Below are 17661 nucleotides of genomic sequence, written 5' to 3'. Positions count from 1 at the left end.
TATTAAATGAGTAATGGGAGATTTACAGAGAGGACACAAACTGTAATATTAGAAGCCAGAAAGGAATCTAAGGAATTTAAGCATGGGTATATAGGCACTGAACATATACTCCTTGGTATATTAAATGAAGGGGGATATGCATCTAGTGTATTAAATAAGAATAATATTTACTCTAATAATATAAGAGAGAAAATCGAAACTTATTTAGGATATGGAGAAATTGAAATAATATCAGCTGATTTATTGCTTACTCCTAGAACTAAACATTTATTAGATGTGAGCTTTGAAGAAGTTAAGAATTTTAATCATAAATATGTTAATCCAGAGCATATATTATTATCCTTACTAAAAGAAGAGGATGGAGTGGCATATACTATATTATTACAGCTTAAGGCAGATATAAAAAGCATTAAAAATGATATATATAGCTTCTTAGAAGAAAAAGATGATGAAGTGTTGCTTCAAGATGAAGAAGAACTTGATATACTTGATAATATGCCAAGCCTTAAAAAATATAGTGTTAATATGACTAAAATAGCTAAAGAGGGTGGCTTTGATCCTGTAATAGGTAGAGATAAAGAAACTCAAAGGGTTTTAGAAATATTATGTAGAAGAGCTAAAAATAATCCTTGCTTAATAGGAGAGCCAGGAGTGGGTAAAACAGCTGTAATTGAGGGACTAGCTCAAAAGATATCTGAAGGAAACATACCAGAAATATTAAGGGAAAAGCAAATTTTCTGTTTGGATATAACAAATATAATTGCTGGAGCTAAATATAGAGGTGAGTTTGAAGAAAGATTAAAAAAGATAATAGAAGAAGTTAAAGGAAATAAAAATATAATTTTATTTATAGATGAAATTCATACAATAATAGGAGCTGGTGGAGCTGAAGGAGCAATTGATGCCTCTAATATATTAAAGCCATCTTTAGCTAGAGGAGATATACAATGTATCGGTGCTACAACAATAGATGAGTATAGGAAGTATATAGAGAAAGATTCAGCGTTAGAGAGAAGATTCCAGCCTGTAACAGTCGGTGAGCCAACTAAAGAGGAGACTCTTAAAATATTAATTGGACTTAGAGATAAATATGAGTCACATCATAGAGCAAAAATAACTGATGAAGCTATAAATGCATCAATTGAAATGTCAGATAGATATATAGTAGATAGATTTATGCCAGATAAGGCAATAGATTTACTTGATGAAGCATCTGCTAAAGTTAGAATAGAAACTTTGGTAACGCCTCCAGATCTTAAGGATTTAGAAGATGATATACAAGTTGTAATTAAAGAAAAGGAAGAGGCTATACGAATTCAAGAATTTGAAAAAGCAGCTTCTTTAAGAGATAAAGAAAAGAAATTAAAAGAAAGACTTGATAATAGATTAGGAGACTGGAATAGAAACAACTCTGTAAATACATTAATTGTTGAGGCGGAGGATATTGCAAAAGTCGTTTCAAGTTGGACTAATATACCAGTTGAAAGAATTACTGAAAAGGAAAGTGAAAGATTATTAAAGCTTGAAGATAGACTTCATAAAAGAGTAGTTGGTCAAGAAGATGCTGTAAGCTCAATAGCAAAAGCTATAAGAAGAGCTAGAGTTGGTCTTCAAGATCCTAATAGACCAATTGGTAGTTTTATATTCCTAGGACCTACTGGAGTTGGTAAAAGTGAGCTTTGTAAGGCTTTAGCTGAAGCTGTATTCGGTGATGAAAATAATATGGTAAGAATAGATATGTCAGAATATATGGAAAAGCATTCTGTATCTAAGCTTATTGGAGCACCTCCAGGGTATGTTGGATATGATGAAGGTGGTCAATTAACAGAAGCTGTAAGAAGACATCCATACTCTGTTATATTATTAGATGAAATAGAAAAAGCACATTCTGATGTGTTTAATATATTACTTCAAATATTAGAAGATGGAAGATTAACGGATGGAAAGGGAAAAGTAGTTAATTTTAAAAATACAATAATAATAATGACATCAAATCTTGGAGCTCATAATATAAGCAAGCAAAGAAATATGGGATTCTTAAGTTCTGAAAAAATAGATAATTATGATTCAATGAAAGAAAATATTTTAGAAGATCTTAAAAAGAACTTTAAACCAGAGTTTTTAAATAGAATTGATGATACAGTTGTATTCCATAAGCTTGAAAGAAGCAATATGAAAGATATATTAGAAATTATGCTAAAGGATATGAGACACAGATTAGCAAAGAAAGATATGCAGTTAATATTTAAAGAAGATATAAAGGATTATTTATTAAATAAGTGCAAAGGTAATGAATATGGTGCTAGACCTTTTAGAAGAATTATAACTAAAGAAATAGAAGACAAATTAAGTGAAGAGATTTTAAAAGGCAATATAGCTAAGGGTGAAAGCCTAGAAGTATCAGTTAATAATGAGGAAGTAGAATTTAAAAATATAAGTTAAATTTAAAAGAGGCTAATATAAAGCCTCTTTTTTGATAAAAATATGTATAGGTATTAATAATTTTGAAAATGATTATTAATTATAATAAGCCTTGAAATGAAAAAATAAAATGATATAATAAAAATATAAGAGATATACCCCGAGGGGGTAAGGAGGCTAACGATATGTCAAAAGATATAAAGGATATTGATTTAATTATAATAGGTGGAGGACCAGCTGGACTTTCATCAGCAATATATGCATCAAGAGCTAGATTAGATATGTTATTACTAGAAGATAAAGTAATGGGCGGTCAAGTTAGAAATAGTTTTTTAGTAGAAAATTATCCAGGATTTAAGAAGATATCAGGCGCGGAACTTGCTGATATTATGCAAGAACAAGCAGAATCTCTTGGAGCAAATATAGATGAATTTGATATTATTGAAAGTGTTAAATTTACTAATGATGAAAAGATAATAGAAACAGATGAATGCATATATAAGCCAAAAGCAGTAATAATAGCAACAGGTGCATCACCTAGAAAGTTACCTGCAAAAGATGCTGATAAGTATGATGGTAAGGGAATTCACTACTGCGCTGTATGCGATGGTGCTATGTACCAAGATAAAATTATTGCAGTAGTTGGAGGCGGAAATTCAGCTTTAGAAGAGGCTATATTCTTAACAAACTTTGCTAAAAAAGTTTATATAATAAGAAGATATGATTACTTTAGAGGTGAAAAAGCTGTATTAGAAGCAGTAGAAAAGAATGAAAAGATTGAAATTCTTTATAATGAAGATTTAATAGCTGTGGAAGGTGGAGATTTCTTAGAAAGAGGAATCATTAAAAACACTGTAACTGGTGAAGAAACAAAACTACCACTAGATGGTATATTTGGATCAATAGGAAATGAGCCTATGGTTAATTTATTTAAAGAATATATAAATATAAATAAGGGAAACTTTATTGTAACAGATGAGCATATGAGGACTAATGTAGAAGGTGTTTATGCAGTTGGTGATGTAAGAGAAAAAGAATACAGACAAATTACAACAGCTGTTGCAGATGGTACTATAGCTGCATTAGAAGCAGAAAAATATATAACTAAATTTAAGAAGTAAGGTGATTAATATGATAAAAATTTATTCAACATCATGGTGTCCAGCATGTGTAAAGGCTAAGAAGTACTTAAACATGAAAGGAATCGAATTTGAAGAAGTAAACGTAGCTGATAAGCATGAAGACAGAAACGAAGTTCAAAGAGTATCAGGACAAAGAACAGTTCCTGTACTTGATATAGATGGTAATATAATAGTTGGTTTTGACAAAAAAGCTATTGATTCAGCTATAAAATAGGAAAAAAAAGCTTCTAATTATTTTTTAATTAGAAGCTTTTTTATATATTAAGATTCTTTTGATAATGCTTTATCTATTGCTGGCTTATCGAATCCTACGATGATTGTTCCATCTATATCTAAAACAGGAACTCCCATTTGCTTAGACTTTGAAACCATTTCTTCTCTTGCTGCCATATCATCTTGAACATTTAGTTCAACATAATCAACACCTTTTTTTTGTAAATATCCTTTTGCTTTTACGCACCAAGGACATGAGTTTGTTGTAAACACTTTTACCATAAGTCAACCCTCCTAGGTTAATAACAATTATTATTAAATATCTTTTCTTAAATTTTAACTTAAAATATTGTAAATTTCAATGCCATTAATATGTATATTGTGTAACTTTAAATAAAATACTAAACTTTTAAAATCTATTTTATAAGATTTTCATTTTCTAAATTAGAGTTTATTATAAAGTTTGTAACATCACCGTCTGGCATAGAACTGGAGTAGGTTGAGCTTAGGTCAATATTTACAGGGTCCTTTAATATGTTATAACCTTTTTGGGGATTTGAGGCTGAGTTAATAAGTTTTGATTTATCAATCATAGTATCATCATCTCCTTATAAATTGTATAATTATTATTTGTATAAAATAAAATTATTATGCTAAAAATAAATATTATCTGTATAGTGGTCTAGACAACTATATATTACTGGTATATAATTAATTAAGGAGGAGCAGATATGATAGATAAAAGTAGTCCAATTCCAGTTTATTTTCAATTAAAGGAAGCTATTTTAAATAAAATTTCAGAAGGCTATTGGAAGGTTGGAGAGTGTATTGATAGTGAAAGAGAACTAGCAGAACACTACGAAGTTAGTAGAATGACAATCAGACAAGCTTTAGGAGAATTAGTTCAAGATGGGGTCTTAGTAAGAGAAAAGGGAAAAGGTACATTCGTCTGTGAACCTAAAGTAAAGCAACAGGATGTTATGAGTTTTACAGATATTATAGAAAAACTTGGAGGTAAACTCCAAACTGAAGTTCTAGAATTCAAACTTATTGACACCCCAAAAGAGTTTAAAGACATCTTAAAAGATGACAAGGTATATAGGATTAATAGAATGAGAAAAGTTGATGGTGAATGCATAGCAATTGAACTTGTTCATATATCACCAAAGATATGTGGAAATCTTGAAGCGTTAGACCTCACGGGATCTTTATTTAAGATAATAGAAGAAAAAGGTCACTTTATAAATCACTCAGAATCATCAATAAAAGCAATTGTTATGGATGATGGTTATAAGAAGTTATTTAATGTTGATAAGATTCTTCCTTTAATGAGTACCTTTGGAACAACACTAGATGAGAATGACAATGTTCTATTTGTAGAGGAATCTATTTATAGATCTGATAAGTATGTATTGCAAGTCAATATTTCAAGAAGAGAGGGGAAATTAAAATGAAATTAATAGTAGTAAAAGATTATGATGCAATGAGTAAAGAAGCAGCTTTAGAAATGGCAAAGGTTATAAATGAAAAACCAAATGCAGTCCTTGGATTAGCAACAGGTGGAACTCCAATTGGGATGTATAAAGAGTTAATTAAAATGAATAAAGATGGAAAAATAGATTTTTCAAATATAACAACAGTAAATCTTGATGAATATATTGGGTTATCAGGAGAGCATGAACAAAGCTACAGATACTTTATGAATAAAAATTTATTTGATCATATAAATATAAATAAGAAAAATACTTTCGTACCAAACGGATTAGCTGAAGATATAGAGGCAGAAGGTAGAGCTTACGATAGAATGATAGATGAACTTGGCGGAACTGATGTTCAATTACTAGGGGTTGGAAACAATGGTCATATAGCATTTAACGAACCAGATTCAAACTTAGTTTCAGGAACTCACTTAACAGGTTTAACACAAAGCACAATAGAAGCTAACGCAAGATTTTTTGATTCAATGGAAGAAGTTCCAAAGACAGCTATAACAATGGGTCTTGGACAAATAATGAAATCAAAGAAAATATTATTAGTAGCTAGTGGTGAAGGAAAAGCAGAAGCTATGAAGATGTTATTTAGCGGAAAAATAACTAGCGAATGTCCTGTAACAATGCTTAATATGCACAGAGATGTAGTAGTAGTTTTAGATGAAGCAGCTGCAAAGTTTGTAAAATAATTAACTAATGATTATAAAAGGGATTATCAAGATAGCTTGATAATCCCTTTTTTTCTAAAATTAAACTATAGAAAAAATGATTTTATCATATTATATTGTTATAATTCTATGTTATTATAATATAGGTAGATTATAAGTCTACAATAGACAAAGAGTAGAGGGTGTTTTAATGGCGAAAATAAAATCAGTATTTATTTGCCAGGAATGTGGGTATGAATCTGCAAAATGGCTAGGAAAATGTTCATCTTGCAATTCATGGAATACATTTGTTGAAGAAGTAAGGGATACTAAGGTTCAAGCTAAAAGTGACATAGTAAAAAAGCTTAATCCAGAGAATATGCCAAAGAGTATAGGGAATATTGAATCTGGAGAAAAGGAAAGATATAATACAGGAATTGATGAATTAAACAGAGTACTTGGAGGCGGTCTTGTAAAAGGCTCTTTAACTCTAATTTCAGGAGATCCTGGTATTGGTAAGTCAACTCTTTTACTTCAAACTGCAAATAATATTGCAAAGAAGTATGGAAAAGTATTATATGTGTCAGGTGAAGAATCAGAACAACAAATAAAAATAAGAGGAGATAGACTAGGTGCAGCATCTAATGATTTATATATTGTGTCAGAAACTAATCTAGATACAATAGAAGCATATATAGATGAACTTCAGCCTAAGTTTGTTATAATTGACTCTATTCAAACTGTCTATAAAGAAGGAGTAACCTCTGCTCCTGGTAGTGTATCTCAAGTTAAAGAATGCTCTAATCAGATGATGAGAATTGGTAAGCAAAAGAATATACCATTATTTATCGTAGCTCATGTAACTAAGCAAGGAGAACTTGCAGGACCGAGAGTGTTAGAACATATGGTTGATACAGTACTTTATTTTGAAGGTGAAAGAACAGAAGAATTTAGAATTTTAAGAACAATGAAAAATAGATTTGGAACTACAAGCGAAATTGGAGTATTTGAAATGAGGCAAGAAGGTCTTGTTGAAATATATGATCCTTCAAGTATATTCCTTGAAGATACTACATTTAACCAAGAAGGTTCTGTAGTAATTGGAATAATGGAAGGTACTAGACCTATACTTGTAGAAGTTCAGGCATTAGTTACTGAAACAAAAGCAATAATGCCAAGAAGAACAGCAGTAGGTCTTGATAATCAAAGATTAAGTTTAATACTTGCTGTACTAGAGAAAAAATTAAAAGTCCCTTTTTATAACCATGATGTATATGTAAATGTTGTTGGAGGGCTTAACTTAGATGGAACAATGGCAGACCTTGGAGTTGCTATAGCACTTCTTTCAAGCATGAAGGGTAAAGGAATAAAGCTTCCTAAAGTGCTTGTAATTGGAGAAGTTGGATTAACTGGTGAAATAAGACCTATATCATCAGTAGATAGACTCGTCAATGAGGCTGAAAAAATGGGGTTTGAAAATGCTATAATACCTGCTAGAAATAGGGAAAAGGTAGTTAATAAATCCATAAATATTATAGGTATAAACAATATAAGAGAAGCAATAAGTAAGATATTCTAGGAGAATGGTGAGTGTATGAGGTTAGAAAGAGATATTGAAATCAAAAATATACTAAAAATTATGTGTCCTGGTACTCAGCTAAGAGAAGGGCTTGAAAATATTTTAAGAGCTAAAACAGGGGGGCTTATAGTCCTTGGAGATCATGAAGATGTAATGAGAATTGTAGATGGTGGTTTTACAATTAATTCAGAATATTCTCCAGCCTATGTTTACGAATTAGCTAAGATGGATGGAGCTATTGTATTGAGTGAGGATTTGAAGAAAATCGTCTGCGCAAATGCACAATTAGTGCCAAGTGCTTCAATACCTACATTTGAAACAGGAACAAGACATAGAACAGCACAAAGGGTTGCAAGAGAAACAGGCAATGTAGTTGTTGCTATATCCCAAAGAAGAAATATAATCACTGTATATAAAGGTGAAATGAAATATGTACTAAGAGATAGTAGTGTAATACTTGGTAAAGCAAATCAAGCTATTCAAACATTAGAAAAGTATGTTTCAGTACTTGAGAGAGTAATTAATAATTTAAATCTTTTAGAATTCCAAGACTTAACAACACTTTTTGACGTTGTTACAGCAATTCAAAGAACAGAAATGGTTATGAGAATTGTTGAGGAGATAAGAGTTTATATTTTAGAACTTGGAAATGAAGGAAGACTTATTTCAATGCAATTAAATGAGCTTATTAAATATATCGAAAGAGACGGTATATACTTAATAAGAGATTATTGTGGTAAAGAAAAAGATTATAATGACATATATAATAATATCCAGCACTTAACAGCAGAAGAGTTAATAGATTTAGAATCTATAGCTAGAGTATTAGGATATGGATATGCACCATTAATAGATACACTAATATCACCACTGGGTTATAGAATGCTTAGTAAAATTCCTAGAATACCATCAACTGTTAGAGATAATTTAATAAATCAATTTGAAAGTTTCAATAGAATTATTGAAGCAGATATTGATGACTTAGATCAAGTAGAAGGTATTGGAGAAGCAAGAGCAAAAGCTATAAAAAATGGACTTAGAAGAATGAATGAACAAATTTCTTTGAAAGTGGAATTATAGAATATTATTTAATATAACAAAAGCGATATCTAATAGTAGATATCGCTTTTTAATTTATTGTTAACCATCTTTATTATCTAAATGTAAATTTACCAAGTGTAGTAACTTTGTCATTTTCTTTAAGTAAAACGTCATATAGGTTTATGTCTAAAATGTTGCAAAGAGATGTAAGGTAGAATAGGTTGTTTCCCATCTCACGTTCAATAACTTCACGACAATTATCACATAACTCTCCTTCAATATGACTTTTAAAACAATCTGTAAGATTTTCAAATGCATCGTCATCAGTTGGCAGACACTGTTTGCTAGCATTTATCTCAACGCATCCACAAGTAGTGACAGCTTTAGTAATGGCTCTATTAACTCTGGCGTTAGACTCAGTATATTTACTTAATGTATCAAGTATACTTTTGTGCCTTAACAATGAACCGTTTACAGAGTTTTGAAAATCATCAAAAATTATATCTTTCATTAGTTTCAACTCCTTGCTGGTATTTATGTGTCTAATTTAATTATAGAATCACTAGGCAATATTTGTCAATGTACATTTAAGTGAATAATTATTCTTTTTCCTAATCTATGAATTAATATTATAACAATTCGATTTTAAAATATAGGGGGTATTTTAAAGAAAATGATAACCTTTAGCATTTTAAGAAAATCTTCATATAAGGGAAGATTTTATTATGTTATAATTAATTTATCCTATTGTTTTATATTTTTTGTAAACGATAGGAATGTTATATAATAAATATGGCAACAATTTAATAAGGAGGTGAAAAGATGTTTAAAAAATTTATAAAAGGCATTTTAACAATAATGGGGCTGTTACTTGGTTATATAATTGGAGAGTCAATCTTGAAAATTGAAGCTGTAAGAGAGATAGGGTATCTATCAGGTACAGTTGGTTCGGTATTATTTCTTATTTTTATTTCTTTACTTTTTGGTATTATATTTTATTTAGTATCTCCGATGATTTACAATTTAATTTACGACCTTATTGAGTATACAGAAAAGAATATGAAAAAATTTACTATAGCAGAGATTATTTATGGAGCTGTTGGTGCTGTCATAGCTTTAATAATTATGTTCTTTGTAGCAAGACCATTAAATGATATGGGTGTTGTAGGATCAATTTTTTATGTTTTACTAAATCTTTTAAGTGCAGTAATCGGTATGAGAATTATGGTTGTAAAGAAGGATGATATAAATAATATTTTAACATCAATGAAGAAAGTTAATTTATCAAAAGAAAAGACTCCAAAGGATAAGAAAGCGAAATCATCTGAAAAATTAGGTAAATCAATTCCTAAAGTTTTAGATACTTCAGTAATAATCGATGGAAGAATATTTGATATTTGTGAAACTGGATTTGTTGAAGGTCCTTTAGTTATACCAAATTTTGTTTTAGATGAATTAAGACATATATCAGATTCATCAGACTCTCTTAAGAGAACAAGAGGTAGAAGAGGATTAGATGTACTAAATAAGATTCAAAAAGAATTAGATATAGAAACACAAATATGGGAAGGTGATTTCCCTAAAATAGCTGAAGTTGATGCTAAATTATTAAAACTTGCTCAAACTTTAAACGGAAAAGTTGTAACTAACGATTATAACTTAAATAAAGTGGCAGAAGTTCAAGGTGTACCAGTTTTAAATATTAACGAGCTTTCTAACGCAATTAAGCCCGTAGTTATACCAGGCGAAGAGATGACAGTAGAAGTTGTTAAAGACGGAAAAGAAGCAAGCCAAGGAGTAGCATATTTAGACGATGGTACTATGATAGTAGTAGAAGGTGGAAGAAAACATATGTCAAAGACTATAGGAGTTATAGTTACATCTGTACTTCAAACTGCTGCAGGTAGAATGATATTTGCAAGACCTAAAGACAACTAAGGAGATGCAAAGATGAATAGTGCTATAATTTTATCAGGTGGAAGAGGAACGAGAATGGGATCTTCAATAAGCAAGCAGTTTATAGAAGTAAAAGGTAAGCCAATTCTTTATTACACTTTAAAGAGATTCATAGAAGAAGACCTGATTGATGAAGTTATTTTAGTTCTTCCAAAAGATGAGATTGAATACTGCAAAAAAGAGATTTTAGAAAAGTATGATTTATCTGTTGGTAAAATAGTAGAAGGCGGTAAAGAGAGACAGGACTCTGTATTTAATGGATTAAAAGCATTAAAAAATACAGATATTGTTTTAATACATGATGGAGCTAGACCTTTTGTATCACATAATATAATTAAAGATGGTATAGAAGGCGCTAAGAAGTTTAAAGCGGCAGCGCCAGGTGTTATGCCAAAGGATACTATAAAAGTAAAAGATAAAGATTCTTTTTCAAAGGAAACATTAAAGAGGGAAGAACTTATAGCAGTTCAAACTCCGCAAGTATTTAATTATAATCTTATTTTAGAATGTCATAATAGAGTTTCAAAAGAAAATATACAAGTAACTGATGATACGATGGTAGTTGAATTGTTTGGAAACAAAGTATTCTTATATGATGGTGAGTATACAAACATAAAAATAACAACACCGGAAGATTTGATTTTAGCTGAGTATTTAGCTAGTAAGCAACAGTAATATGAGTATATTGACAGTGAAATTTTTAAAAGTTATAATGAGTAAAGCATAACTTTATATTAGTTAAAAACTATGAGGAAGAATAGTAGAAATCGCCTTTTTAAGAGAGAGAATTCATTGGCTGTAAGATTCTCAACTAGATTTTGAACCAGCTTCGGAGTAATAGGAAAAAACTATCGGTTTAATACCGTTATCATTATTAGAGAAAAAAATTAGGTGGTACCGCGATTATTAGTCGCCCTATAGTTAATATAGGGCGGCTTTTTTTGTATAGTAAATTATTTAATCTAGGAGGAATTATATATGAAAATGTCTAATATGTTAGTTGCAACTTTAAGAGAAGTTCCAGCAGAAGCAGAAATAGCAAGTCATCAATTAATGCTTAGAGCAGGTTTAATAAGAAAGATGGCATCAGGAGTTTATAATCATTTACCATTAGGAGTAAAAGTACTTAAAAAAGTTGAAAATATAGTAAGAGAAGAAATGGATAACAAAGGAGCTCAAGAACTTTTAGCTTCAGCAATGATACCAGCAGAATTATGGCAAGAATCAGGAAGATGGGATGCTTACGGTGCTGAAATGTTTAGAGTTAAAGATAGAAATAGTAGAGAATTCTGTCTAGGACCAACACATGAAGAAGTATTCACAAATATAGCAAGAAATGAAATAAAATCATACAAACAATTACCATTAAACTTATACCAAATTCAAACTAAGTATAGAGATGAAACTAGACCAAGATTCGGAGTTATGAGATCAAGAGAATTCATAATGAAAGATGCTTATAGCTTTGATAAGGATCAAGAAGGACTAGATTTAGCATACAATAAAATGCATGATGCATATGTTACTATATTTAATAGATGTGGATTAGATGCTAAATGTGTTGAAGCAGATTCAGGAGCTATCGGAGGATCAAATTCAGCTGAGTTTATGGTTAAGTCAGAAGTTGGAGAAGATGATGTAGTATTCTGTACTGAATGTGACTATGCAGCAAACATGGAAAAAGCAGAAACAACAGCAGAAAAGGCAGAAGCAGAAGAACTAGTAGCAATGGAAAAGATTGAAACACCAAATGCTAGAACTATTGAAGAAGTATCAGAATTCTTAAAAGTTTCTCCAAAGAAAACAGTTAAAACTTTAATATACAACGTGGATGGAAAGTTAGTTGGAGTTTTAGTTAGAGGAGATAGAGAAGTTAATGAAGTTAAAGTTGCAAATGCATCAAATGCTTCAGGTGATATAGAATTAGCTTCTCACGAAGAAGTAATGAGAGCTACTAATGCAGAAACAGGATTTGCAGGTCCAGTTGGATTAAGAGTAGACTTATTATTAGTAGATGAAGAAGTTTCAAACATGTACAATATGGTGGTTGGAGCTAATGATACAGGATACCATTTAATTGGCGTTAACTATGGAAGAGAATTTGAAGGAGTTGTTGGTGACTTTAGAAATGTTGAAGACGGAGAAGCTTGTCCAAGATGTGGAAAGAAAGTTACAATAGCAAGAGGAACAGAAGTAGGACACATATTCAAACTAGGAACTAAATATTCAGAATCAATGAATGCGAAGTTTATTGATGAAGATGGAAAAGAAAAACCATTTATTATGGGATGTTACGGAATTGGTGTTACAAGAACAGTTGCATCAATAATAGAACAACACCATGATGAACATGGAATAGTTTGGCCTTTAGAAGTAGCACCTTTCCATGTATCAGTAGTACCTGTTAATGCTAAGGATGAAGAACAAATGAGAATAGCAACAGAAATCTATAATGAATTAAGAGAAATGGGTGTAGAAGCACTTTTAGATGACAGAAAAGAAAGAGCAGGAGTTAAGTTTAAGGATTCAGAACTTATGGGAATTCCTATGAGAGTTACAGTAGGAAAGAAAATAGGTGACGGAGAAGTTGAATTTAAATTAAGAGCTGGCGGAGATAATGAAACTATAAAAATAGAAGAAGTTAAAGATAGAGTCAGAGCAGAATTCGCAAAAAGCAACCTAAAACTAAGATAGTTAGGAGGAATTAGAATGAAGCTTTATAATACGCTTACAAGAAAAAAAGAAGAATTTGTACCGATAACACCAGGAGAGGTTAAAATGTATGTTTGCGGACCTACAGTTTATAACTTTTTCCACATAGGAAATGGTAGAACATTTATAGTATTTGATACTATAAGAAGATACTTTGAGTACAGAGGATACAAAGTTGAGTTTGTTCAAAACTTTACTGATATAGACGATAAAATGATAAATAGAGCAAATGAAGAAGGAACTTCAGTTAAATGTGTTGGTGATAAATACATTAGTGAATATTATACAGATGCAGATGCTTTAAATATAGAAAGAGCTACAGTTAATCCAAGAGCTACTGAGTATATGACTGAAATAATTAAGTTTGTAAAAGACTTAATAGATAAAGGGTATGCTTATGAAGTTGATGGAGATGTATACTTTAGCACTAAAAAATTTGAAGGATACGGAAAGTTATCAGGTCAAAACTTAGATGAACTTCAAGCAGGTGCTAGAATAAACATTGATGAAAGAAAGAAAGATCCAATGGACTTTGCTATATGGAAAGCAAAGAAACCAGGTGAGCCAGCTTGGAAGTGCCCTTGGGGTGAAGGAAGACCAGGATGGCATATAGAATGTTCATGTATGGCAAAGGATATACTAGGTGATACAATAGATATTCATGCAGGTGGAATGGATTTAGCATTCCCGCATCATGAAAATGAAATAGCACAAAGTGAAGCATTAACAGGAGAACCATTTGCTCACTACTGGTTACATTCAGCATATGTAAATGTAAATAATAAAAAGATGTCTAAGTCTTTGAATAATTTCTTTACAGCAAGAGATGTATTAAAAGAATATAGTTCTGACATAATAAGATTTTTAATGTTATCATGTCATTATAGAATTCAATTAAACTATAGCAAGGATTTATTAGATTCAGCTAAATCATCAGTTGAAAGAATATATAATGCTATTGGAAATTTAGAAAATCTTATAGAAGAAGTTTCAAGAGTTGAAATGAATGAAGATGAAAAGAAATATTTAGATAGCTTAGGTAAATATAGAGAAAAGTACATTGAGAAAATGGATGATGACTTTAATACAGCAGATGCTATAACAGCTATATTTGATTTAATAAAAGATACAAATACAAATATAACTTCTGAATCATCAAAAGAACTAGCAGAAGGTGCATTAGCCTTAATAAGAGAACTTGGAGCTCCACTTGGAATGCTACAAGAGTCAACTAAAGGTGAAGATTTAGCTACAGAAGTAGAAGCTTTAATAGCTAAAAGACAACAAGCTAGAAAAGATAAAGACTTTGCTCTTTCAGATAAAATAAGAGATGATTTAAAAGATAGAGGAATAGTACTTGAAGATACTCCACAAGGAGTTAGATGGAAAAAGGTTAATTAATTTAAAAGGGCTGTGCGTTAAGTGCAGCCCTTATTTAAAGGAGAACTATTATGTTAGAAAATTTTAGAGTAAGAGAATTTACAAAAGATGAGGCTAGAAGATTAAACCCGCTTCAGTTAGCTTTAATTGGAGATGCAGCTTATGAAGTATTTATAAGAGGATATGTACTTGCAAACAATACAGAATTATCAGCTCATAAGATTCATAGAGAAGCTATAAACTATGTTAAAGCAAAAGGTCAATCTGATATAATGCACAGTATAGAAGGTATGCTAGAAGAAGAAGAGCTATACATATTTAAAAGAGGAAGAAATGCAAAGTCAGCTACAGTACCTAAAAATGCCGATGTAAGAGATTATAGAATGGCAACAGGATTTGAGGCTTTAGTTGGGTATCTTTATTTAATAAATGATACTGAAAGATTAGAATTCATATTTAATAAAAGTATTGAGATTTGCAAAAAATAAAATATATACAATATAACTTTAAGGAGCTATGTAATATGACAAGAATAAAAAAAAGTAATAAACCAAGTAGAAAAAAGGATGCTGGAAGAGGTAGCAGAGTAAGAGACGATAGAGATTCAGAAAATAGATTTGAAAAACCATCAAGAGAGAGAAGAGACTTTAAAGAGAACAAGAGAACATATGAAAGACCATCAAAACCAAAAGTAGCATCAGTAGAAGAACCAGCAGTAGTAGAATCAGTTAGAGAAGATTTAATAATTGGTAGAAATGCAGTAATGGAAGCTTTAAAAAGTGATAAAACAATAGAAGCTTTATATGTTACTAAAGGACAAAGAGAAGGTTCAATAAATGCAATACTTAGCTTAGCAAAAGATAATAAGGTTGTTATAAAAGAAGTAGATAAGAAAAAATTAGATGGAATGTCAAATGGAGCAGTACACCAAGGTGCTATAGCTGTTATAACTCCATATAAGTATTTTGATGTTAAAGATATATTAAATGCTGCAAAGGAAAAAGATGAAGCACCATTTGTAATTATATTAGACGAATTAGAAGATCCACATAATTTAGGTTCAATAATAAGAACAGCGGAAACTTGTGGAGTACATGGTATTATAATTCCAAAAAGAAGAAATGTTGGAGTAACACCTACAGTGTATAAGTCATCAGTAGGGGCTGTAGAGCATGTTAAGATAGCTAAAGTAACAAATATCAACAGTACTATAGATGAACTTAAAGAAGCTGGTATATGGGTATATGGAGCTGATATAGAGGGTGTAGAATATAGCCACCAAGTTGATTTTGGAGGTCCATGTGCATTAATTATTGGAAGCGAAGGAAGAGGAATATCAAAATTAACTCTTAAAAAATGTGACAAATTAGTTAAAATTCCTATGATTGGAAAAATAAATTCTTTAAATGCATCAGTAGCTGGTGGTATAATGATGTATGAAGTACTAAAGGGTAGATTGAAATAAAAGAGGGATGAGATGTGAAAATAATTTTTATAGATGGATATAATGTTGTAAATTGCTGGCCAAATTTAAAAGAATTGAAAAATGTTAGTTTTGATGGAGCTAGAGATAAATTAGTGGGTATGCTTCATAATTATGGTAGTTATAATAATTGTAAGGTAATTCTGGTTTTTGATGGCTATAAAGTAGCAGGCAATCTTGAAAATAAAGAAGAAATAAATAAAAATCTATCTATAGTTTTCACCAAAGATGGGGAGACCGCAGACGCTTATATTGAAAAAGAAGTACACAATATAGGCCGTAAATATGAAGTATGCGTTGTTACATCAGACTGGCTTGAACAGCAGACTATATTCCAAAGAGGTGCTGTTAGAATGTCATCTTTAGAATTTTATAACGAAGTAATAAATATTCAAGACAAAATAAGAAATAAAACTGAAAAAAATATAACTTCTCAAAAAAATCCTCTTGGAGATAATATAAAAGAGGACGTTCTTATAAAGCTTGAAGAGATGCGTAGAAGTCGCTAGGTTTGTTGACTTAGCTTATTTTACTAATGTATAATATCAAGAGTAACAAGGGAGTTATCAAATAGGGTAAAATGTGGAGAATGGTGGGTATTCTATGACGAAATATTTTGAGTTTGAGGAAAAAAAAGATGAAGAAATAGCTATTGAAGCTAAAACAGGTAATGTGATGGCTCAAGAGTATTTAATAAATAAGTATGAAAGTTTTGTGAAGACGAAAGCTAAATCATACTTTTTGATTGGTGCTGATAGAGAAGACATATATCAAGAAGGAATGATAGGACTTTATAAGGCAATTAGGGATTTTAATCCTGATAAACTTTCAACGTTTAAAGCTTTTGCAGAGCTTTGTGTTACTAGACAGATAATAACAGCAATTAAGACTGCAACAAGACAAAAACATATTCCATTAAACACATATATATCGCTTAACAAACCTATATATGAGGAAGAATCAGAGAGAACTCTCCTAGATGTATTAGCAGGATTAAAAATAACTGACCCTGAGGAACTTGTTATAAGTCAAGAAGAAAAGATAAGAATTGAAGAAGAGATAGAAAAAGTACTTTCAAGGCTAGAATTAGAAGTGTTAAACTCTTACCTTGATGGGAAATCATACCAAGAGATTGCGTGTGATCTTGATAGACATGCGAAATCGATAGATAATGCATTACAGAGAGTAAAACGAAAACTTGAAAAATGCTTAGATCTAAAGTAGTTAATTTTTGTTGACAAACAAAAAAAATGATAGTAAACTTTATAATTGGTATATTAAAGAAAACTCATATATATGAGTGCTCACGTAGCTCAGTTGGTAGAGTGTCGCCTTGGTAAGGCGGAGGTCGTCGGTTCAATCCCGATCGTGAGCTCCATAATGAAAATAAAGTAGAAAACACTAGGCAAGGTTTATTAGAGTGATAAGGAGGAATTTATAATGTCAAAAGCAAAATTCGAAAGAAGTAAACCACACGTTAATATCGGAACTATAGGTCACGTAGACCACGGTAAGACTACATTAACAGCAGCTATAACAAGCGTATTAGCTAGCAGAGGATTCGCTGAGTCATTCAAGTATGACGAAATCGATAAGG

19 protein-coding genes, 1 tRNA gene and 1 other annotated feature are annotated in these 17661 nt (G+C 30.9%); of the genes, 17 read left to right on the top strand and 3 right to left on the bottom strand.

Annotated features, from left to right (window positions below; all coding sequences use genetic code 11):
* The first annotated feature begins 6 nt into the window (after nucleotides 1–6).
* The 3 genes from RSF37_RS10415 to RSF37_RS10405 all read left to right on the top strand — a co-directional run bounded on the left by RSF37_RS10415 (nucleotide 7) and on the right by RSF37_RS10405 (nucleotide 3777).
* Complete coding sequence (locus tag RSF37_RS10415) at nucleotides 7–2442, top strand: ATP-dependent Clp protease ATP-binding subunit (protein WP_332564348.1); 2436 nt, start codon at nucleotides 7–9, stop codon at nucleotides 2440–2442.
* A gap of 164 nt (nucleotides 2443–2606) precedes the next feature.
* Complete coding sequence (locus RSF37_RS10410; protein ID WP_332564347.1) at nucleotides 2607–3542, top strand: NAD(P)/FAD-dependent oxidoreductase; 936 nt, start codon at nucleotides 2607–2609, stop codon at nucleotides 3540–3542.
* A 10-nt stretch (nucleotides 3543–3552) separates the two neighbouring features.
* The gene (locus tag RSF37_RS10405) at nucleotides 3553–3777 is read left to right on the top strand and encodes a glutaredoxin family protein (protein ID WP_332564346.1); all 225 of its coding nucleotides are present in this window, start codon (nucleotides 3553–3555) and stop codon (nucleotides 3775–3777) included.
* A gap of 47 nt (nucleotides 3778–3824) precedes the next feature.
* On the opposite strand, the gene RSF37_RS10400 is transcribed toward RSF37_RS10405, so the two are convergent.
* The gene (locus tag RSF37_RS10400) at nucleotides 3825–4058 is read right to left on the bottom strand and encodes a glutaredoxin family protein (protein ID WP_332564345.1); all 234 of its coding nucleotides are present in this window, start codon (nucleotides 4056–4058) and stop codon (nucleotides 3825–3827) included.
* A gap of 134 nt (nucleotides 4059–4192) precedes the next feature.
* Nucleotides 4193–4369, bottom strand: coding sequence for a hypothetical protein (locus RSF37_RS10395; protein WP_332564344.1), 177 nt, complete (start codon nucleotides 4367–4369; stop codon nucleotides 4193–4195).
* A gap of 138 nt (nucleotides 4370–4507) precedes the next feature.
* On the opposite strand from RSF37_RS10395, the gene RSF37_RS10390 reads away from it, so the two are divergent.
* The 4 genes from RSF37_RS10390 to disA all read left to right on the top strand — a co-directional run bounded on the left by RSF37_RS10390 (nucleotide 4508) and on the right by disA (nucleotide 8572).
* On the top strand, nucleotides 4508–5230 hold the full coding sequence (locus RSF37_RS10390) for a GntR family transcriptional regulator (RefSeq protein WP_332564343.1): 723 nt from the start codon (nucleotides 4508–4510) through the stop codon (nucleotides 5228–5230).
* Nucleotides 5227–5955 carry a glucosamine-6-phosphate deaminase gene (nagB, locus tag RSF37_RS10385; protein WP_332564342.1) on the top strand — a complete coding sequence of 243 codons (729 nt, stop codon included), beginning with the start codon at nucleotides 5227–5229 and terminating at the stop codon, nucleotides 5953–5955. Before RSF37_RS10390 ends, nagB begins: the two co-directional genes overlap by 4 nt.
* Nucleotides 5956–6124: 169 nt before the next feature.
* Nucleotides 6125–7492 (top strand): DNA repair protein RadA, encoded by a 1368-nt coding sequence (gene radA, locus RSF37_RS10380; RefSeq protein WP_332564341.1) that lies wholly within the window; start codon nucleotides 6125–6127, stop codon nucleotides 7490–7492.
* Nucleotides 7493–7507: 15 nt separating this feature from the next.
* Nucleotides 7508–8572, top strand: a complete 1065-nt coding sequence (gene disA / locus RSF37_RS10375; RefSeq protein ID WP_332564340.1) for a DNA integrity scanning diadenylate cyclase DisA — start codon at nucleotides 7508–7510, stop codon at nucleotides 8570–8572.
* A gap of 73 nt (nucleotides 8573–8645) precedes the next feature.
* On the opposite strand, the gene RSF37_RS10370 is transcribed toward disA, so the two are convergent.
* On the bottom strand, nucleotides 8646–9044 hold the full coding sequence (locus RSF37_RS10370; protein WP_332564363.1) for a DUF1573 domain-containing protein: 399 nt from the start codon (nucleotides 9042–9044) through the stop codon (nucleotides 8646–8648).
* Between the two features lie 311 nt (nucleotides 9045–9355).
* Between RSF37_RS10370 and RSF37_RS10365 the strand changes: the two genes are divergently transcribed.
* From RSF37_RS10365 to RSF37_RS10320, 10 genes are all read left to right on the top strand, one after another.
* Nucleotides 9356–10471 (top strand): PIN/TRAM domain-containing protein, encoded by a 1116-nt coding sequence (locus tag RSF37_RS10365; RefSeq protein ID WP_332564339.1) that lies wholly within the window; start codon nucleotides 9356–9358, stop codon nucleotides 10469–10471.
* A 12-nt stretch (nucleotides 10472–10483) separates the two neighbouring features.
* Nucleotides 10484–11164, top strand: a complete 681-nt coding sequence (gene ispD, locus RSF37_RS10360) for a 2-C-methyl-D-erythritol 4-phosphate cytidylyltransferase (protein ID WP_332564338.1) — start codon at nucleotides 10484–10486, stop codon at nucleotides 11162–11164.
* A gap of 63 nt (nucleotides 11165–11227) precedes the next feature.
* Nucleotides 11228–11410 (top strand) — a binding site (T-box leader).
* A 57-nt stretch (nucleotides 11411–11467) separates the two neighbouring features.
* Entirely contained in the window at nucleotides 11468–13183 is a 1716-nt protein-coding gene (locus RSF37_RS10355; protein WP_332564337.1) for a proline--tRNA ligase, read from the top strand.
* Between the two features lie 15 nt (nucleotides 13184–13198).
* Nucleotides 13199–14602, top strand: a complete 1404-nt coding sequence (gene cysS, locus RSF37_RS10350; RefSeq protein ID WP_332564336.1) for a cysteine--tRNA ligase — start codon at nucleotides 13199–13201, stop codon at nucleotides 14600–14602.
* A 50-nt stretch (nucleotides 14603–14652) separates the two neighbouring features.
* Nucleotides 14653–15069: a Mini-ribonuclease 3 gene (locus RSF37_RS10345; protein WP_332564335.1), complete on the top strand. Its 417-nt coding sequence runs from the start codon at nucleotides 14653–14655 to the stop codon at nucleotides 15067–15069.
* 35 nt (nucleotides 15070–15104) lie between these two features.
* Nucleotides 15105–16046, top strand: a complete 942-nt coding sequence (gene rlmB, locus RSF37_RS10340; protein ID WP_332564334.1) for a 23S rRNA (guanosine(2251)-2'-O)-methyltransferase RlmB — start codon at nucleotides 15105–15107, stop codon at nucleotides 16044–16046.
* Between the two features lie 14 nt (nucleotides 16047–16060).
* The gene (locus RSF37_RS10335; RefSeq protein ID WP_332564333.1) at nucleotides 16061–16573 is read left to right on the top strand and encodes an NYN domain-containing protein; all 513 of its coding nucleotides are present in this window, start codon (nucleotides 16061–16063) and stop codon (nucleotides 16571–16573) included.
* 94 nt (nucleotides 16574–16667) lie between these two features.
* A complete protein-coding gene (gene sigH, locus RSF37_RS10330) occupies nucleotides 16668–17288 on the top strand; it encodes an RNA polymerase sporulation sigma factor SigH (RefSeq protein WP_332564332.1) in 621 nt (206 codons plus the stop codon).
* A 78-nt stretch (nucleotides 17289–17366) separates the two neighbouring features.
* Nucleotides 17367–17442, top strand: a tRNA-Thr gene (locus RSF37_RS10325).
* A 62-nt stretch (nucleotides 17443–17504) separates the two neighbouring features.
* Nucleotides 17505–17661 (top strand): GTP-binding protein (locus tag RSF37_RS10320; protein WP_332564362.1); only part of this gene is annotated, 157 nt, incomplete at its 3' end.

The sequence above is a fragment of the Clostridium sp. genome, from assembly GCF_036643715.1.
Lineage (GTDB): Bacteria > Bacillota > Clostridia > Clostridiales > Clostridiaceae > Clostridium.
Note: the sequence above shows the minus strand (reverse complement) of the source record. Positions and strands in the feature narration are given on the sequence as shown.